This is a genomic window from Pseudomonas sp. SZ40 (assembly GCF_052958135.1).
Genome location: NZ_JBQWIF010000017.1, coordinates 44781 through 61632, shown reverse-complemented (window position 1 = coordinate 61632; position 16852 = coordinate 44781). Strand labels below are relative to the sequence as shown.

Sequence of the window (16852 nt, the reverse complement as noted above, 5' to 3'; positions counted from 1 at the left end):
CTTTATGCAGTTCCCTCAGTCACTGAGCCGTACCCAACTTCCGCTGTTCGATGCCTTTCTGGCCTCGACCCTCGCAGTGGTCGAGCCCGAACCGGTAGCCCAGGAAACCACGTTCAGCGAGGTGTCGCTGAGAGGTGCTGCGGGTAACTGTCTGACACTGCTGGCTCCCATGCTGCGGGAACTGAGCGAGAAGGACGACGAACGCTGGCTGACCCTGATCGCCCCACCGGCCAGCCTGACCCAGAGCTGGCTGCGCGATGCAGGCCTGAACCGTGAACGGATTCTGCTGTTGCACCCGCGCAACAGCCAGAGCGCCCTGCTGCTGGCTCAGGAAGCCTTGAAGCTTGGCCGTAGCCATACGGTAGTGAGCTGGTTGCATCCCCTGCCCCAGCACGCGCGCCAGCAACTGGAATCGGCAGCACGCCTCGGTCAGGCGCAAAGCCTGAACATCAGCCTGGGCTGATCCGCAGTTAAAGAGAAATGATCACAACTGAAGCCTCGCTTTTCTACCTGCTCTCCCTCGAGGGGCGCGGGTAGAAAACCGAATCAGTGCAGGACGCGAGGCTGCTCGTCTTCCTGCTCGAAATCGCCCTCTGCCATTCTGCCGGCCATTTGCACGCCGACATTGAGCATCGCCTTGGCGACTTCCACATGCTGGCCCTGGAGAAAGGCCTTGGCATCTTCGGAGAAGTCCAGCACCACCAGTGCTTCCTCATCATCGGCTCGACGCAGGGCAATACGCCCATCGGGCAGTTCGACGATTTCAAGGAAGGAAGTAGGCATAACTCGGATTCTCCACGAAAGGCCGCGCATTGTAGCAGCCGCTCCGCTCGATCGCTTGGCGAAAAAACCGCCAGGTGCTGAACGGGCTTTCAATCAACGGCAAGCGACACGCTTACCATTCGCTGAGGCCGACGCGAAAACGCTGCGCCAGCGCCTTGAGCTCCTGCCGCCAGCTCTCCAGGGTTTCCCGCTCGAGAACCGGCAACTCCTCATCCAGGCTCACCGCTTCGATCAGCGATGTAGCGCCAGGATCGGCCTTGGCCTCACGTGGTGGACGCGGTGGCTTGAACAGTTGCGCATGGGCCGCCAGCAACTGGCCGAGCCAGGTGTGCGCGTTCTCGGACAGCTCCACCAGTTCGGCAAGCTCCGGGGTCGGTGCAGCCGCCAGGTTGTGGCGATCCAGCAGCAGCTCGGCCCGCGCGGCACCGCTGTTCGGCAAGCGATAGAAGCCGGCGATCTCGTGGCAGAGGCCCAATAGCGCCCCATACAGGTGAAACAGCGTGGCCTCTCGCTCGGCCTGCACCAGCGCCTGGGCATTCATCGCCCGGCCCTCTTCGGCCTTGCGCCAGGACTCCAGAGAGAGCCCGGCGTAGAAAATCTTCTGATTGGTGCGGGTATACAGTTCGCCAGCCATATGCACTCTCCAGATAGCCTCAGGCACGCTCCACGAGAGCGTGCCTGGCGCGGATCAACGCTTGTCTTCGACCTTCCACTTGCCGCCGTCGAAGAACGCCTTCCAGCCGGTGGGCTTGCCGTCCACTTCGGTCTGTACGTACTGCTCCTTGGTCTTGCGGCTGTAACGGATGACCGCAGCGCGACCTTCAGGATCCTTGGCCGGCGCATCGATCAGGAAGTGGTACTTCGGATCGATCTCGTCCTTGTGCGGGATCAGTTCGAGCACTAGCGGTGCACGGGTCTCGCGGTTTTTCGGGAACTGGCTGGCAGCCAGGAACAAGCCCGAGGCGCCATCACGCAGCACGTAGGTGTCATCGACCTTCTCGCACTTGAGCTCCGGCATCTTCACCGCATCCATCTTGGGTGGCGCGGGCTCGCCGCTGCGCAGCAGCTTGCGGGTGTTCTTGCACTCGCTGTTGGTGCAGCCGAAGAACTTGCCGAAGCGCCCGGTCTTGAGCTGCATCTGGCTGCCGCACTTGTCGCACTCCAGGCTCGGCCCTTCGTAGCCCTTGATGCGGAACTGGCCCTGCTCGATCTCATAACCGGCGCAGTCCGGGTTGTTGCCGCAGATGTGCAGTTTGCGCGTTTCGTCCAGCAGATAGGCATCCATGGCCGTCGCACAGATCGGGCAGCGGTGCTTGCCAAGCAGTACACGGGACTCGGACTCGCCCTCGTCATCCGCGGCGATCTCGTCACCGGGCACCAGGTTGACGGTGGCCTTGCAGCGCTCCTTCGGTGGCAGGGCATAGCCCGAGCAGCCGAGGAACACGCCGGTGGAGGCGGTACGGATCATCATCGGCCGGCCACAATCGCGGCACGCGATATCGGTCAGCGTTGGCGTGTTGGCACGCATGCCATTGTCGCCATCGGCGGCCACTTCGAGCTTCTTCTTGAAGTCGCCGTAGAACTCGTCGAGCAAGTGCTTCCACTCTCGCTCGCCCTGGGCCACGTCATCGAGGTTCTCTTCCATGCCGGCGGTGAAGCCGTAGTCCATCAGGTCGGAGAAGCTCTCGGAAAGGCGCTCGGTGACGATGTCGCCCATTTTTTCCGAATAGAAGCGGCGGTTGTGCAACGCCACGTAGCCACGATCCTGAATGGTGGAAATGATCGCTGCGTAGGTGGACGGACGACCGATCCCGCGCTTCTCCATTTCCTTGACCAGGCTGGCTTCCGAGTAGCGTGCCGGCGGCTTGGTGAAGTGCTGGCTGGGGTCGAGCTTGATCAGCTTGAGCGCCTCGCCCTCTTTCATTTCCGGCAGCACGGCGTCGTCGCCCGGCTTGCTGATTTGCGGCAATGCGCGGGTGTAACCGTCGAACTTGAGAATACGGCCCTTGGCACGCAGCTCGAACTGGGCGGCAGTGACGGTGACGGTGGTCGACAGGTATTCGGCCGGCAGCATCTGGCAGGCAACGAACTGGCGCCAGATCAGCTCGTACAGGCGCTCGGCATCGCGCTCCATGCCGGACAGCTGGGTCGGCCGCAGATTGACGTCGGAAGGACGAATCGCTTCGTGCGCCTCCTGGGCGCCCTCCTTGCTGGAGTAGACGTTGGGCTTCTCCGGGAGGTATTTCTTGCCGTACTCCCCATCGATGAAGCCGCGCACCATTTCGATGGCATCGGCCGACAGGTTGGTGGAGTCGGTACGCATGTAAGTGATGTAGCCCGCCTCGTAGAGACGCTGGGCCATCATCATGGTCTTCTTCACACCGAAACCGAGGCGCGTGCTCGCGGCCTGCTGCAGCGTGGAGGTGATGAACGGTGCCGACGGCTTGCTGCTGGTCGGTTTGTCCTCACGCTTGGCGATGCTGTAGCTCGACGCCTTGAGGGTCGCCAGCGCTGCCATGGCCTGGGCTTCGTTGAGCGGCTTGAAGGCCGCACCGTTCTCGCGGGCCACTTCGAAGCGCACGTTGGCACCCTTGGCGGTGCCCAGGTCGGCGTGCACTTCCCAGTATTCTTCAGGGACGAACGCGCGGATTTCCTTCTCACGCTCGACCACCAGCTTCACGGCAACGGACTGCACCCGGCCGGCGGACAGGCCACGGGCGATCTTCGCCCACAGCAGCGGCGAAACCATGTAGCCCACCACGCGATCGAGGAAGCGGCGCGCCTGCTGGGCATTGACCCGATTGATATCCAGCTCGCCCGGGGCGGAGAACGCCTCCTGGATGGCCTTCTTGGTGATTTCGTTGAACACCACGCGCTTGTAGCGGCTGTCGTCGCCACCGATGGACTCGCGCAGGTGCCAGGCGATCGCCTCCCCCTCTCTATCCAAGTCGGTCGCGAGATAGATGGTGTCGGCTTCCTTGGCCAGGCGACGCAGTTCCTCGACCACCTTTTCCTTGCCGGGCAGGATCTCGTACTTGGCCTTCCAGCCGTGCTCGGGATCGACGCCCATGCGGTTGAACAGCTGACGCTTGGCCTTTTCCTTGGGCGACAGGGCCGGCGTTTCGCCAGCTGCAGCCTTGCCGCGCTTGGCAGGCTCTTTGGCTGCCGCCCCGCCACTGGTGGGGAGGTCGCGGATGTGGCCGATGCTCGACTTCACCACGTACTGGCTGCCCAGATACTTGTTGATGGTCTTGGCCTTGGCCGGGGATTCCACGATGACCAGCGATTTACCCATGGATTGGAAAATTCCTGAAATTCGGTAATTGAAAGGCGGGCTAGCGCCTGAAAGAACTATTGGGTGTCTCGGTTCGACGCACGCTGCATCGACGATGAAAGCGTCCGCTCGACAGAGCGAACACCGAAAAAACGTGGCGCTGCCGCTTGTACCACATCGATCCTGTCGTCATCCAACGGACCACGAGTGCCCTGCGACCTGCTTTGGCCCCGCTATATATAGTGGCGGTCAAGCCGAGGTCAAGGGCGAGTGTTTTTTGCCGCCGCCTCAGGGACGACGCAAAACGCTCGGTTCGCCCTCGATAAAAGCAAAGCGCGGAACCCGCTTGCCGTCCAGTTCGACCTCGCCCTGGAACATCTCCAACGGGCGTACCCACAGGCCGTATTCGCCGTACAGCGCCTGGTAGACGACCACGTCCTCTTCCGTCTCGGAATGCCGGGCCACACCCAGTACACGGTACTCGGGACCTTTGTAGTGACGGTAGAGACCGGGCTGCAGCGACATCATTCAATTTCCTGGAAATATTTTTCGTTCGATAAAAAGGCTCGGGCTGCATTTCAGGCAGCGAACCGAACCGCAATGACCTGCATCCTGGGCGCAGGACCAAAAAACAAAAACCGGGGCAGAAGCCCCGGTTGTGCAACCACCTAAACGTCAGATGCGCTCGAACACCGTGGTGATACCCTGGCCCAGGCCGACGCACATGGTCGCCACGCCGAAGGTACCGTTGTTCTGCTTCATCACGTTCAGCAGGGTACCGGAGATACGCGCCCCGGAACAACCGAACGGGTGACCCAGAGCGATGGCGCCGCCGTGCAGGTTGACCTTCTCTTCCATCTTGTCGAGCAGTTTGAGGTCCTTCAGCACGGGCAGGGCCTGGGCAGCGAAGGCTTCGTTGAGCTCGACGAAATCGATGTCGTCGATGGTCAGGCCGGCGCGCTTGAGCGCCTTCTGGGTGGACGGTACCGGACCGTAACCCATGATCGCCGGATCGACACCGGCCACGGCCATGGCGCGAACCACTGCCATTGGCTGGATGCCGAGATCCTGAGCACGCTGGGCGGACATGACGATCATGCAGGAAGCGCCATCGGTGATCTGCGAGGAGGTACCCGCCGTGACGGTGCCGCCCTTGGGATTGAACGCAGGCTTGAGGTTGGCCAGGCTTTCCAGGGTGGTTTCGGGACGAATGGTTTCGTCGTAGTCGAAGACCTTGAGGAAGCCGTTTTCGTCGTAACCCTGCAGCGGGATGATCTCGTCCTTGAACTTGCCTTCGACAGTGGCCTTGTGGGCCAGCTGGTGCGAACGCACGCCGAACTTGTCCTGAGCTTCACGGGTGATGCCGTGCATCTTGCCCAGCATCTCGGCGGTCAGGCCCATCATGCCGGAGGCCTTGGCAGCGTACAGCGACAGGTGCGGGTTGGGGTCGACGCCGTGCATCATGCCGACGTGGCCCATGTGCTCCACGCCGCCGACCACGAACACATCACCGTTACCGGTCTGGATCGCCTGCACGGCGGTGTGCAGCGCGCTCATCGACGAACCGCACAGGCGGCTGACGGTCTGCCCGGCACTGGTGTGCGGGATCTGGGTCATCAGCGACGCCATGCGCGCGATGTTCCAGCCCTGCTCCAGGGTCTGGTTGACGCAACCCCAGATGACGTCTTCGACTTCCTTGGGATCGACCTTGTCGTTGCGTTCCAGCAGTTTGCTGATCAGTTGCGCGGACAGGGTCTCGGCACGGGTATTACGGTGCATGCCGCCCTTGGAACGCCCCATTGGGGTACGGCCGAAGTCGACGATGACTGCATCTCTTGGATTCAGGCTCATAAATTCACTCTCGCTCCAATCGTTGCGCGATTAACCAAAGAAGGTCTGGCCGTTTTTGGCCATTTCACGCAGTTTCTCGGTCGGCTGATACAGCGCGCCCAGATCGGCGTACTTGTCGGCCAGGGCCACGAATTCGGCTACCCCGACACTGTCGATGTAGCGCAGCGCACCACCGCGGAACGGTGGGAAACCGATGCCGTAGATCAGGCCCATGTCGGCCTCGGCAGCCGTTTCGACGATACCGTCTTCCAGGCAGCGCACGGTTTCCAGACAGAGCGGGATCATCATGGTGTTGATGATGTCCTCGTCGCTCAGCTCGCGCTGCTCGACCACGATCGACTTGAGCAGCTCGTAAGCCTCGGGGTCGGTGACCTTCTTCGGCTTGCCGCGCTTGTCGGTCTCGTAGGCGTAGAAGCCCTTGCCGTTCTTCTGGCCCAGGCGGTTGGCTTCGTACATCACGTCGACCGCGGTGCGGCCTTCTACCGCCATGCGATCCGGGAAGCCTTCGGCCATCACGTCACGGCCGTGGTGGCCGGTATCGATGCCGACCACGTCGGACAGATAGGCCGGGCCCATGGGCCAGCCGAACTTCTCCATGACCTTGTCGATACGTGCGAAGTCGATACCGAAGCTGAGCAGCTTGGAGAAGCCGCCGAAGTACGGGAACAGCACGCGGTTGACCAGGAAGCCCGGACAATCGTTGACCACGATCGGGTTCTTGCCCATCTTCTTGGCGTACGCCACGGTGGTGGCAACCGCCTTCTCGCTGGACTTCTCACCGCGGATGACTTCGACCAGGGGCATCATGTGCACCGGATTGAAGAAGTGCATGCCGACGAAGTTTTCCGGGCGCTTGAGGGCCTTGGCCAGCAAGCTGATGGAAATGGTCGAGGTGTTGGAGGCCAGAATGGTGTCCTCCTTGACCGCCGCCTCGACCTCGGCCAGCACGGCCTGCTTGACCTTGGGGTTCTCGACCACGGCTTCGACAACTATGTCGACATGGCCGAAGTCGCCATAGGACATGGTCGGGCGAATGGCGCTCAGCGATTCGGCCATCTGCGCGGTGGTCATGCGACCCTTCTCGACGCGCTTGCCGAGCAGCTTGGAGGCCTCGCCCAGGCCCATCTTGATACCCTCTTCGCGGATATCCTTCATCAGGATCGGCGTGCCTTTGGACGCCGACTGGTAGGCGATGCCGCCGCCCATGATGCCGGCACCCAGCACAGCGGCCAGTTTCACGTCCTGAGCGATGGCGTCGTGGGCCTTGGCTTTCTTCTTCAGTTCCTGATCGTTGAGGAACAGGCCGATCAGGCTTTCCGCGACCGAGGTCTTGGCCAGCTTGGCGAAACCGGCGGCTTCGACTTCCAGCGCCTTGTCACGGCCGAAGTTGGCGGCTTTCTGAATGGTCTTGATCGCTTCGACCGGTGCCGGGTAGTTCGGGCCGGCCTGGCCTGCGACGAAACCCTTGGCGGTTTCGAAGGCCATCATCTGCTCGATGGCGTTGAGCTTGAGCTTTTCCAGCTTGGGCTGACGCTTGGCCTTGTAATCCAGCTCACCGGAAATCGCGCGCTTGATCAGGTCCAGGGCACCGGCCTGCAGCTTGTCAGCGCTGACCACGGCGTCCACCGCACCGACCTTGAGGGCTTCATCGGCACGGTTTTCCTTGCCGGAGGCGATCCACTCGACGGCGTTGTCGGTACCGATCAGGCGCGGCAGGCGCACGGTGCCACCGAAGCCTGGGTAGATCCCCAACTTGACCTCGGGCAGACCGATCTTGGCGCCTTCGGCCATGATCCGGTAGTCGGCGGCCAGACACATTTCCAGGCCGCCACCCAGGGCGATGCCGTTGATGGCGACGACGGTGGGCACTGCCAGGTCTTCGAAATCACTGAAGATCCTGTTGGCTTCCAGGTTACCGGAGACCAGTTGCTCTTCCGGCAGCTTGAAGTTGTCGACGAACTCGGTGATGTCGGCACCGACGATGAACACGTCCTTGCCGCTGCTGACGATCACGCCTTTGATCGAGGCGTCGGCCTTGATCGCGTCGACGGACTGACGGAGCTCGCTCAGGGTCAGACGATTGAACTTGTTGACGGACTCACCCTTGAGATCGAACTTGAGTTCGACGATGCCGCTTTCAAGAGCCTTAACCGTGATGGCTTTACCTTCGTAAATCATCAACTGATCTCCACGCTTAGGGAATCTGAACAGTACACACCGGAGTCAATCCACAGACTCACGCCACAAGACACCGTAGCCGAAATTCCGCTACCCACCGATGCGATATCGGACTGGATTGGGCACTGCCAAAACGGCAAACGCTCAATTCATACGCCCGTTTGATTTGGGTGAGCACACATTCACGGAAAAGCCGTGAATTGTCAATTGGCGTTCTGTAGCCACTTGCAGTGCGCACTACCTGCTCAAGGTGATCGATCGAGGCTGCGGCGAAAAGCAGATCAATGGCGTCGATAACGCATCATTCGGTAGACATGCCCGCACCTCGATCCGCCGCTAGCCAAAATTTCAGGCCGCAGGTAGAGTCGCGCGATTCGGCTGCCACCGAATGACAAAAACAACAATAACGACATGTCGTCACCGAGGTTCCAGCATGCATTCACGCCTGCGCGCCATCTCTCTGCACACCCTGCTCGCCACCCTTCTGCTCCTGCCTGGTCTGGCCGCTGCCGCGCAGACCTCGCCCTACCTGCAACATCTGCTGCGCCTGCACCTGGCTGCGCAGAAAAGCCTGGGCGACTTCTACATGTACAACAGTATGGAAGGTGATCAGCGCTATGCGCGGATGATCGATGAATCCCGCCGGGAGGCCAGTGAACAACTGAGCACGCTGGCTGGCATCCCCGACGTTGGCGCAGCGCGCCTGCATGCCCAATTGCAGCAGCAATGGCAGGCCTATGACCGGGATCTGAGCGAGCTGATGGCCGCCCTGGCGAAGCAGGGTTATACCGACCTGCAGCCGGTGGCCGACATGGCCGCGCGCAACCGCCAGGTGCTGGCGACCAGCCAGGCCCTGTACGAAGCCCAGCAGCGCACGGACCCCGGCGCGATCTCCGAGCAGACCGCCAGCACCCGAGAGCTCAGCCTGCTGATGCAAGGCATCGCCGTGAGCTACGCGGCACGCAGTGCATCGATAGGCGCGAGTTTTTCCGGGGACAGCAGCGAGCGGCCCATCGAGGATCAGGTGACTGACTTTTCCAGCCGCCTGACTGCACTACGCAACCGGCCGGGCAACGATGCACGGATCGATACGGCGCTCGACGCGGTGACGACCAAATGGCGCTACATCGAGAAGTCGCTGCGCAACTACAACGAAAAGAGCGTGCCGTTTCTGGTCAACAAGTACTCGGACAGCATCATCCGCGGGCTGATGGAGGTTACCGAGCTTTACGCCCGGCAAGACCAGGTGAGCGAGCCGTCATGACAGCCCTTGATGAGCAACCCTCAAGCCTGGGTTTTGAGAAAAGTCGCAACAGCCTGCAACGATTCGGGGCGCGCCCGCTCACCCCAGAACAAGGCGATCATCTGCGGGGTTACTTCGGCCTTGTAGACATCCCCCGGCAGCGTGGCGAGTTGCTCGGCAAGCGGCCTGTCCGCGCAGGGCTCCTGCCATTTGTTCACCCACAGGCCCGGCTCTTTCTGCCAGTAGCACCAGCTGTCCTGCCGCCCGCGAGGCCGCGGATGGTGGTATTGCGGGCAGGGGCTCGGCGGCGCACTGGTCATCCAGTACGGCCATTCTTCCCGGGCCAGCTGCATGGCCAGGCCCATGCGTCGCGCCTCCATGCGAACGTCCATCTGGCCGCGCTGACGCCGCGACGGCACCAGCCAGACCAGGGGGCTAAGAGCGACTACCAGTAGTGCGACAACGATCCAACCCGTCATAATTTCTATCTCGACCGTGCAACCTGTGGTAAATGCTCAAATCAGCCACACTTGAAATCATTGGTCACCCTTGTAAGGAGACAATCTCATGTCCTACCAGCACATTCTGGTCGCCGTCGATCTGACCGAGGAGTGCGATCCGGTAATGAAGCGCGCCCAGGCCCTGGCCAGCAGCACCCAGGCGAAACTGTCCGTGGTGCACATCGTCGAACCCATGGCCATGGCCTTTGGTGGCGACGTACCGATGGACCTGTCGATGCTGCAGCAACAGCAGTTCGAACAGGCCAAGGAGCGCCTCGACGCCTTCGCCCTCAAACACCCGCAGCTCGGCACCGAAAGCCGCCACCTGGCTTACGGCCAGCCGCGCCAGGAAATCCACCGCCTGGCTTCCGAACAGCACTGCGACCTGATCATCGTCGGCAGCCATGGCCGTCACGGCCTGGCCCTGCTGCTCGGCTCGACCGCCAATGACGTGCTGCACGGCGCGCCCTGCGACGTACTGGCCGTCAGCCTGAAAAAGCCGTCGGCCTGACCGCTACTCGCTGAGTAAAAGGCAGAAACCCGCGTAGGAGCGTCGCCCCCGGCGCGATGCAATGGCTGGCCATCACACCAGTGGCGTGATGGCCAGCGATCGCCGCAGGGTCACGGCTCCTGCAACGACACCGAACATGTTCTTGCTGGCCAGACAAAGGCCTGACGTTTTGCAATCGACTTACCTCACAGGGCAGCGGTAAGTCCCAACCACCCTGTGACGATTGTCAGCCTTCCAGTTCAGCCCAGCGCTCCACCAGACGGTCCAGCTCTTCCTGCTGCGCCTGCAACTGCGCCAGCACCGCAGCGGTGTGCTCTGCCGACTGCTGATAGAACGCAGGATCGGCGATCTGCCCTTCCAGCTCGGCGATCTTCTGCTCTGCAGCATCGATCTGCTCGGGCATGGCGTCCAGCTCACGCTGATGCTTGTAGCTGAGTTTCTTCTTGGCTGCCGGCGCGCTTTCCACCGGGGCGGCAACGGGTGCGGCGACAGGCGCCTCGACCACTGCGGAACCCAGCTCGGCCTTGCCCGATTTGGTCTCGCCAACGCCCAGCAGGCGCGGCGAACCACCCTGGCGCAGCCAGTCCTGATAACCACCGACGTACTCGCGCACCTTGCCCTCGCCTTCGAAGACCAGCGTGCTGGTGACCACGTTGTCGAGGAAGGCCCGGTCGTGGCTGACCATCAGCACGGTGCCCTTGAAGGTCAGCAGCACTTCCTCGAGCAGTTCGAGGGTCTCCACGTCGAGGTCGTTGGTCGGCTCATCGAGGACCAGCAGGTTGGCCGGCTTGCTGAACAGCTTGGCCAGCAGCAGACGCGCACGCTCGCCACCGGACAGCGCCTTGACCGGCGTACGGGCACGCTGCGGGCTGAACAGGAAGTCGCCGAGGTAGCTGAGCACGTGGCGGTTCTGCCCGTCGATCTCGATGAAGTCACGGCCTTCGGCGACGTTGTCGATGACGGTCTTTTCCAGGTCCAGTTGGTGGCGCAACTGATCGAAGTAGGCGACATCGATCTTGGTGCCCTCTTCCACCGTGCCGCTGGTCGGCTGCAGACCATTGAGCATCAGTTTCAACAGGGTGGTCTTGCCGGTGCCGTTGGCGCCCAGCAGGCCGATACGGTCGCCGCGCTGCAGCACCATGGAGAAATCGCGAATCAGGAACGGCCCGCCCGGGTGCGCGAAGCTGACGTTCTCCAGCACCATCACCTGCTTGCCGGATTTCTCCGCGGTGTCGAGCTGAATGTTGGCCTTGCCGGTGCGCTCGCGACGCTCGCTGCGCTCCACGCGCAGGGCCTTGAGAGCGCGCACACGGCCTTCGTTACGGGTACGTCGGGCCTTGATGCCCTGACGGATCCATACCTCTTCCTGGGCCAGGCGCTTGTCGAACAGCGCGTTGGCGGTTTCCTCGGCGGCCAGCGCGGCCTCCTTGTGCACCAGGAAGCTGGCGTAATCGCCATTCCAGTCGATCAGGCCGCCGCGATCCAGTTCGAGAATGCGCGTGGCCAGGTTCTGCAGGAAGGAACGGTCGTGGGTGATGAACAGCACGGCGCCCTGGAAATCCTTGAGGGCTTCTTCCAGCCAGGCGATCGCGCCGATGTCCAGGTGGTTGGTCGGCTCGTCGAGCAGCAGCAGATCCGGCTCGCTGACCAGCGCCTGGGCCAACAGCACGCGGCGGCGCCAGCCACCGGACAGCTGGGCAAGGGTCTTGTCGGCAGGCAACTGCAGACGGCTCAGGGTGCTGTCGACCAGTTGCTGCAGGCGCCAGCCATCACGGGCTTCGAGGTCCTGCTGAACGTGCATCAGCTTGTTCAGGTCCTCTTCGGTGACGCAGTTCTGTGCCAGGTGGTGGTACTGAGCGAGCAACTCGCCCACGCCGTCGAGCCCCTGGGCGACGACGTCGAACACGGTACGCCCGTCGGCCACCGGCAATTCCTGGGGCAACTCGCCGATCTTCAGACCCGGCGCGCGCCACACGGCACCGTCATCGGGCTTCTGGTCACCCTTGACCAGCTTGAGCATGCTGGACTTGCCGGTGCCATTGCGACCGATGATGCACACCCGCTCGCCCCGGGCGATCTGCCAAGACACCTTGTCCAGCAGCGGCATGGCGCCAAAGGCCAGGGATACATCGGTGAACTTGAGCAGGGTCATGGAGTTGCCTCGACAATACGCTGGGGTGATGGGCGAAAGGGTGTGCGAACGCAGCCAATGGGCTCGTCGCGTGGCCGACCACCACGAAAACTGATCTGGCCGGCGCATGCGCCAGCCAAAAACCGGGCGCGTATTCTAACCGAGAAGACCCTCGGCGTCTGTGAGGCCGTGCGTGCCGACCGTCGACGTGACATAAACAGACATGCGCCAGACTGCAACGGCCCTTTCGCGCCAAGCGGGCAAAAGGCTAAGCTAACGCCCGTTGTCGTCACCGCGCCCGGCACTGCCGTGATCGCCTGTAGAACGGCAACCGCCCCAAGGGCGCATCGAGCGACCGGCATTCAGCCAGATCGCGCCCGCTCACGAGATGATCCCCCGGAAGTGCCATGCGCTGTCGTTTGCCCAGTCTGCTGTCCTGCCTGATCCTTTGCGCCACCACGGCAACCCTGAGCCAGGCAGCCAGCCTGCCCCAGCAACGCCAGTACTACGACGAGGCCAAAGCAGCCCTCGCCAAGGGCGACAAGGGCCCCTATCAGCGCTATGCCAGCGCCTTGCGTGACTACCCGCTGACGCCCTACTTGGCGTACGACGAGCTCACTGCGCGCCTGAAATGGGCCAGCAACGACGAGATCGAGGCCTTTCTCGCGGCCCATGGCGACCTGCCTCAGGCCAACTGGATGAAGCTGCGCTGGTTGCGCTGGCTGGCCGAGCGTGGCGAATGGCAGACCTTCGCCAAGTACTACGATCCGACCCTCAATTTCACCGAACTGGACTGCCTCAACGGCCAGCGCCAGCTCAATCAGGGCGAAACCGCCGAAGGCTACGCCAGCGCCGAAAAGCTGTGGCTGGTCGGCAAGTCGCAACCGGAAGCCTGCGATCGCCTGTTCGACCGCTGGGCCGCCGAAGGGCAACTGACCGAACAGCGCCGCTGGCAACGTACCAAGCTGGCTACCGAAGCGCGCAACTACAGCCTGGCCACCTTTCTGAGCAAGGACCTGCCGACGCTCAGCAACCACGGCAAGCTCCTCGTGGAAGTCGGCCAGAAGCCGCAGATACTCACCCAGACCGCACGTTTCATGCCGGCCGACGACGCCATGGGCGACGTGGTCAGCCTGGGCCTGCGCCGCCTCGCTCGCCAGGACCCGGAACAGGCCCTGAGCCTGCTCGAAGGCTATTCCCAGCGCATGCGCTTCTCCGAGCAGGAGAAGGTGGCCATCGCCAACGAGATCGGCCTGACCCTGGCACGCCGCTTCGACCCGCGTGCCCTCGACGTGATGGCCAAGTACGACCCCAACCTGCGTGACGACACCGTCAGCGAGTGGCGCGCGCGCCTGCTGCTGCGCCTGGGTCGCTGGGACGACGCCTACAAACTGATCAGCCGCATGCCCGACTCCCTGATCAGCACCAACCGCTGGCGTTACTGGCAGGCGCGCAGCCTGCAGTTGGCGCAACCCAACGGCAAGGCCGCTCAGCCGCTGTTCCACGAACTGGCCAAGGAGCGCGACTTCTATGGCTTCATGGCTGCCGACCAGGTCAAGGAACCCTACTACCTGAAAAACGCGCCGCTGCCGCTCAGCGCCGCAGTGATCAAGAAGGTCCGCAACGCCCCCGGCATTCGCCGTGCCATGGAATTCCATGACCGTGGCCAGATCGTCGACGGCCGCCGCGAGTGGTATCACGCCAGCCGTCATTTCGACCGCGACGAACTGGTCGCCCAGGCACGCCTGGCCTACGACATGGAGTGGTACTTCCCGGCCATTCGCACCATCAGCCAGGCCAAGTACTGGGATGACCTCGACGTGCGCTTCCCGATGGCGCATCGCGAGCCGCTGACCGCCGAAGCGAAGAAACGCGGCCTGCATTCCAGCTGGGTGTTCGCCATCACCCGCCAGGAAAGCGGCTTCATGGCCGACGCCAAATCCCACGCCGGCGCCATGGGCCTGATGCAGGTCATGCCCGCCACCGCCAAGGAGACCGCCAAGAAGTACGGCATTCCCCTGAGCAACCCCAACAACGCCCTGCTGCCGAGCGTCAACATCCAGCTGGGCGCCGCCTACCTGAGCCAGATCTACGGCCAGTTCAACGGCAACCGCGTGCTGGCCTCGGCCGCTTACAACGCCGGCCCAGGCCGTGTTCGCCAATGGCTGCGCGGCGCCAACCACCTGTCCTACGACGTATGGGTCGAAAACATCCCGTTCAATGAAACCCGCCAGTACGTGCAGAACGTGCTGTCCTATGCGGTGATCTACGGCGACAAACTCAACGCGCCGCAGCCGCTGGTAGGCTGGCACGAGCGTTATTTCGACCAATAAAGCGGCGGCAAGCGGCAAGAAAGAGCGCGCAGTGGCCCCGCCGCCGGGGCTTGGGTTAAGCGCAGCGATACCCAGGGCACCCTCCCGGGTTTCGCTGCGCTCGACCCAGGCTACATCAGGGGTGAATGCCTCAACCTACGCCAACACCTCGACCGGCATGCCGACCTGCAATTCGCCGCTGCCGTGGTTGATCAGGTTCTGCCCGAAGAGAATCTCGCCTTCGCGCTGGCGGTAGCTGCGCAAGGTGGTCAGCGGCTCGCGATCCGCGCTGCGTTCGCCTGTTTGCGGATCGATGGTGGTGATGATGCAGCGTGAACAGGCCTTGGCGAGGGTGAACTCGACATCGCCGATGCGAATGCGCTTCCAGCTGTCTTCGGCATAGGGCTCACTGCCCTGCACCACCAGGTTGGGACGAAAGCGCAGCATTTCCAGCGGGCGGCCAACCCGGGCCACCAGGTCGTCGAGCGAGGCCTGGCCGATCAGCAACAGCGGGAAGCCGTCGGCGAACCCAACCTTCTCATCGCCGCTCACATTGCCCTCGATATAGCGCGCACGCTCTGCAGGCACGTGCACCAGCCGACAGGGCTTGCCGATGAACGCGCTGACCCAGGCCGCGGCTTCGTCGCCGGCATCCGGCACGCGCATGCTGTCGCGCCAGATGATCACGCCGCGCAACGCCTCGTCCGGGTCCGGCAGCGCCACATCGAGAGAGGGCCTGTCCGGCGCCTCGAGGGTCAGGCCGCCGCTCTGATTCCAGCGCGCCGTCAGGCGGCTCATCTGCGGAAAGGTGCGCTGGGTCAGAAAGCGGCCGTTCTCCTCGCTCGCCAGCATCCAGCGGCGATCACCGACCACGCCCAGGCCGTCGAGCTGCAGGCTGGGGAGCGATTCGCCAATGGCGGACTTGAGAGGAAAGCGATAAAGCGAGGAAAGGTGCATGGCCCGGCGTCCTGACTAGAGCGAAACGGCGGTTATACGCAAACCGCCGCCGCGGCTCAAGCCAGGCGCGTGGCGTTGAGCGCTTACTGCTCGTCGAGCGCTAGGCGCTCGCGAATCACGTCGACCAGCTTGTCGGGCTGGAACTTGGAGAGGAAGTTGTCACAGCCCACCTTCTTCACCATGGCATCGTTGAAGCTGCCGGACAGCGAGGTGTGCAGCACCACGTACAGATCACGCAGGCGCGGGTCCTGACGGATCTCGGTGGTCAGGCGATAACCGTCCATTTCCGGCATCTCGGCGTCGGTGAAGATCATCAGCAGCTTGTCGGTCATCACCTGGCCGTTATCGGCCCAGGCCTTGAGCATGTTCAGCGCCTTCAGGCCATCGGTGGCCACATGCATCTTGATCCCCAGCTGCGACAGGGTATCGCGCAACTGCGACAGCGCCACGCTGGAGTCGTCGACCAGCAGCACTTCGCGGCCACGGGCCTTCTCCAGCAGCGGATCGGCGAGGCGGTCGCTGGAAATGCGGGTGTCGTACGGCACGATCTCGGCCAGGACCTTCTCGACGTCGATGATTTCCACCAACTGGTCGTCGACCTTGGTGATCGCCGTCAGGTAGTGGTGGCGCCCTGCTCCGCCAGGCGGCGGCAGGATGGATTCCCAGTTGAGGTTGAGAATGCGGTCGACGCCGCCGACCAGGAAGGCCTGAATCGAACGGTTGTATTCGGTGACGATGATGGTGCTGCGCTCATCGGGCACGATCGGGCGCATGCCGATGGCCTGGGACAGGTCGATCACCGGCAGGGTCTGGCCGCGCAGGTGAATCACCCCGCAGACGAAACGATGGCGCTGCGGCATCAGCGTCAGCTTGGGCATCTGCAAGACTTCCTGCACCTTGAATACGTTGATCGCGAACAACTGCCGGCCAGCCAGGCGGAACATCAGGATTTCCAGGCGGTTCTCACCTACCAGCTGTGTCCGTTGATCAACGGTGTCGAGAATACCGGCCATTATTCGCTCCTGTGAGGCGTGATGTTCTTGTGAGGCTATCGGCCAGTCGTTGCATTACTGAAGGCGGCATGGCGCAACGCCATCCTGCACCAGTGGCTG

Annotated in this window: 14 protein-coding genes; 4 read left to right on the top strand and 10 right to left on the bottom strand. The window is 62.7% G+C overall.

Annotated elements, in window-relative coordinates; all coding sequences use genetic code 11:
- Positions 1-4: 4 nt before the first annotated feature.
- Positions 5-463, top strand: a complete 459-nt coding sequence (gene sulA / locus ACT9T4_RS14955) for an SOS-induced cell division inhibitor SulA (protein WP_499117701.1) — start codon at positions 5-7, stop codon at positions 461-463.
- An 83-nt stretch (positions 464-546) separates the two neighbouring features.
- On the opposite strand, the gene ACT9T4_RS14950 is transcribed toward sulA, so the two are convergent.
- The 6 genes from ACT9T4_RS14950 to fadB form a co-directional block, all read right to left on the bottom strand.
- Entirely contained in the window at positions 547-783 is a 237-nt protein-coding gene (locus ACT9T4_RS14950; RefSeq protein WP_042555598.1) for a hypothetical protein, read from the bottom strand.
- Between the two features lie 112 nt (positions 784-895).
- Positions 896-1417, bottom strand: coding sequence for a DUF6586 family protein (locus tag ACT9T4_RS14945; protein WP_499117698.1), 522 nt, complete (start codon positions 1415-1417; stop codon positions 896-898).
- A 54-nt stretch (positions 1418-1471) separates the two neighbouring features.
- Positions 1472-4078, bottom strand: a complete 2607-nt coding sequence (gene topA, locus ACT9T4_RS14940) for a type I DNA topoisomerase (RefSeq protein ID WP_179538584.1) — start codon at positions 4076-4078, stop codon at positions 1472-1474.
- Between the two features lie 267 nt (positions 4079-4345).
- Entirely contained in the window at positions 4346-4582 is a 237-nt protein-coding gene (locus ACT9T4_RS14935; RefSeq protein ID WP_042555817.1) for a DUF1653 domain-containing protein, read from the bottom strand.
- Between the two features lie 150 nt (positions 4583-4732).
- The gene (gene fadA / locus ACT9T4_RS14930) at positions 4733-5908 is read right to left on the bottom strand and encodes an acetyl-CoA C-acyltransferase FadA (RefSeq protein WP_042555595.1); all 1176 of its coding nucleotides are present in this window, start codon (positions 5906-5908) and stop codon (positions 4733-4735) included.
- A gap of 30 nt (positions 5909-5938) precedes the next feature.
- On the bottom strand, positions 5939-8086 hold the full coding sequence (gene fadB, locus ACT9T4_RS14925) for a fatty acid oxidation complex subunit alpha FadB (protein ID WP_042555594.1): 2148 nt from the start codon (positions 8084-8086) through the stop codon (positions 5939-5941).
- Between the two features lie 433 nt (positions 8087-8519).
- Here fadB and ACT9T4_RS14920 point away from each other — a divergent pair, with 433 nt between their 5' ends.
- Positions 8520-9350 (top strand): hypothetical protein, encoded by an 831-nt coding sequence (locus tag ACT9T4_RS14920; protein ID WP_499117695.1) that lies wholly within the window; start codon positions 8520-8522, stop codon positions 9348-9350.
- Positions 9351-9370: 20 nt separating this feature from the next.
- On the opposite strand, the gene ACT9T4_RS14915 is transcribed toward ACT9T4_RS14920, so the two are convergent.
- Positions 9371-9808, bottom strand: coding sequence for a hypothetical protein (locus ACT9T4_RS14915; protein WP_179538587.1), 438 nt, complete (start codon positions 9806-9808; stop codon positions 9371-9373).
- 88 nt (positions 9809-9896) lie between these two features.
- Between ACT9T4_RS14915 and ACT9T4_RS14910 the strand changes: the two genes are divergently transcribed.
- On the top strand, positions 9897-10340 hold the full coding sequence (locus tag ACT9T4_RS14910) for a universal stress protein (protein ID WP_042555591.1): 444 nt from the start codon (positions 9897-9899) through the stop codon (positions 10338-10340).
- 226 nt (positions 10341-10566) lie between these two features.
- Here the strand turns inward: ACT9T4_RS14910 and ACT9T4_RS14905 are convergent, their stop codons facing one another.
- Entirely contained in the window at positions 10567-12492 is a 1926-nt protein-coding gene (locus ACT9T4_RS14905; RefSeq protein ID WP_042555590.1) for an ATP-binding cassette domain-containing protein, read from the bottom strand.
- A 386-nt stretch (positions 12493-12878) separates the two neighbouring features.
- Here ACT9T4_RS14905 and ACT9T4_RS14900 point away from each other — a divergent pair, with 386 nt between their 5' ends.
- Positions 12879-14804, top strand: coding sequence for a transglycosylase SLT domain-containing protein (locus ACT9T4_RS14900; RefSeq protein WP_499117692.1), 1926 nt, complete (start codon positions 12879-12881; stop codon positions 14802-14804).
- 135 nt (positions 14805-14939) lie between these two features.
- On the opposite strand, the gene ACT9T4_RS14895 is transcribed toward ACT9T4_RS14900, so the two are convergent.
- Positions 14940-15740 carry an MOSC domain-containing protein gene (locus tag ACT9T4_RS14895; RefSeq protein ID WP_179538591.1) on the bottom strand — a complete coding sequence of 267 codons (801 nt, stop codon included), beginning with the start codon at positions 15738-15740 and terminating at the stop codon, positions 14940-14942.
- An 83-nt stretch (positions 15741-15823) separates the two neighbouring features.
- The gene (locus tag ACT9T4_RS14890; protein WP_042555587.1) at positions 15824-16753 is read right to left on the bottom strand and encodes a chemotaxis protein CheV; all 930 of its coding nucleotides are present in this window, start codon (positions 16751-16753) and stop codon (positions 15824-15826) included.
- Between the last annotated feature and the right edge of the window lie 99 nt (positions 16754-16852).

What these genes read in the sequence shown, in the direction of transcription:
- fadA (WP_042555595.1), bottom strand. Translation starts at nt 5,908, where the DNA reads ATGAGCCTGAATCCAAGAGATGCAGTCATCGTCGACTTCGGCCGTACC.
- ACT9T4_RS14915 (WP_179538587.1), bottom strand. Translation starts at nt 9,808, where the DNA reads ATGACGGGTTGGATCGTTGTCGCACTACTGGTAGTCGCTCTTAGCCCC.
- ACT9T4_RS14910 (WP_042555591.1), top strand. Translation starts at nt 9,897, where the DNA reads ATGTCCTACCAGCACATTCTGGTCGCCGTCGATCTGACCGAGGAGTGC.
- ACT9T4_RS14950 (WP_042555598.1), bottom strand. Translation starts at nt 783, where the DNA reads ATGCCTACTTCCTTCCTTGAAATCGTCGAACTGCCCGATGGGCGTATT.
- ACT9T4_RS14895 (WP_179538591.1), bottom strand. Translation starts at nt 15,740, where the DNA reads ATGCACCTTTCCTCGCTTTATCGCTTTCCTCTCAAGTCCGCCATTGGC.
- ACT9T4_RS14890 (WP_042555587.1), bottom strand. Translation starts at nt 16,753, where the DNA reads ATGGCCGGTATTCTCGACACCGTTGATCAACGGACACAGCTGGTAGGT.
- ACT9T4_RS14900 (WP_499117692.1), top strand. Translation starts at nt 12,879, where the DNA reads ATGCGCTGTCGTTTGCCCAGTCTGCTGTCCTGCCTGATCCTTTGCGCC.
- fadB (WP_042555594.1), bottom strand. Translation starts at nt 8,086, where the DNA reads ATGATTTACGAAGGTAAAGCCATCACGGTTAAGGCTCTTGAAAGCGGC.
- ACT9T4_RS14945 (WP_499117698.1), bottom strand. Translation starts at nt 1,417, where the DNA reads ATGGCTGGCGAACTGTATACCCGCACCAATCAGAAGATTTTCTACGCC.
- topA (WP_179538584.1), bottom strand. Translation starts at nt 4,078, where the DNA reads ATGGGTAAATCGCTGGTCATCGTGGAATCCCCGGCCAAGGCCAAGACC.
- ACT9T4_RS14920 (WP_499117695.1), top strand. Translation starts at nt 8,520, where the DNA reads ATGCATTCACGCCTGCGCGCCATCTCTCTGCACACCCTGCTCGCCACC.
- ACT9T4_RS14905 (WP_042555590.1), bottom strand. Translation starts at nt 12,492, where the DNA reads ATGACCCTGCTCAAGTTCACCGATGTATCCCTGGCCTTTGGCGCCATG.
- ACT9T4_RS14935 (WP_042555817.1), bottom strand. Translation starts at nt 4,582, where the DNA reads ATGTCGCTGCAGCCCGGTCTCTACCGTCACTACAAAGGTCCCGAGTAC.
- sulA (WP_499117701.1), top strand. Translation starts at nt 5, where the DNA reads ATGCAGTTCCCTCAGTCACTGAGCCGTACCCAACTTCCGCTGTTCGAT.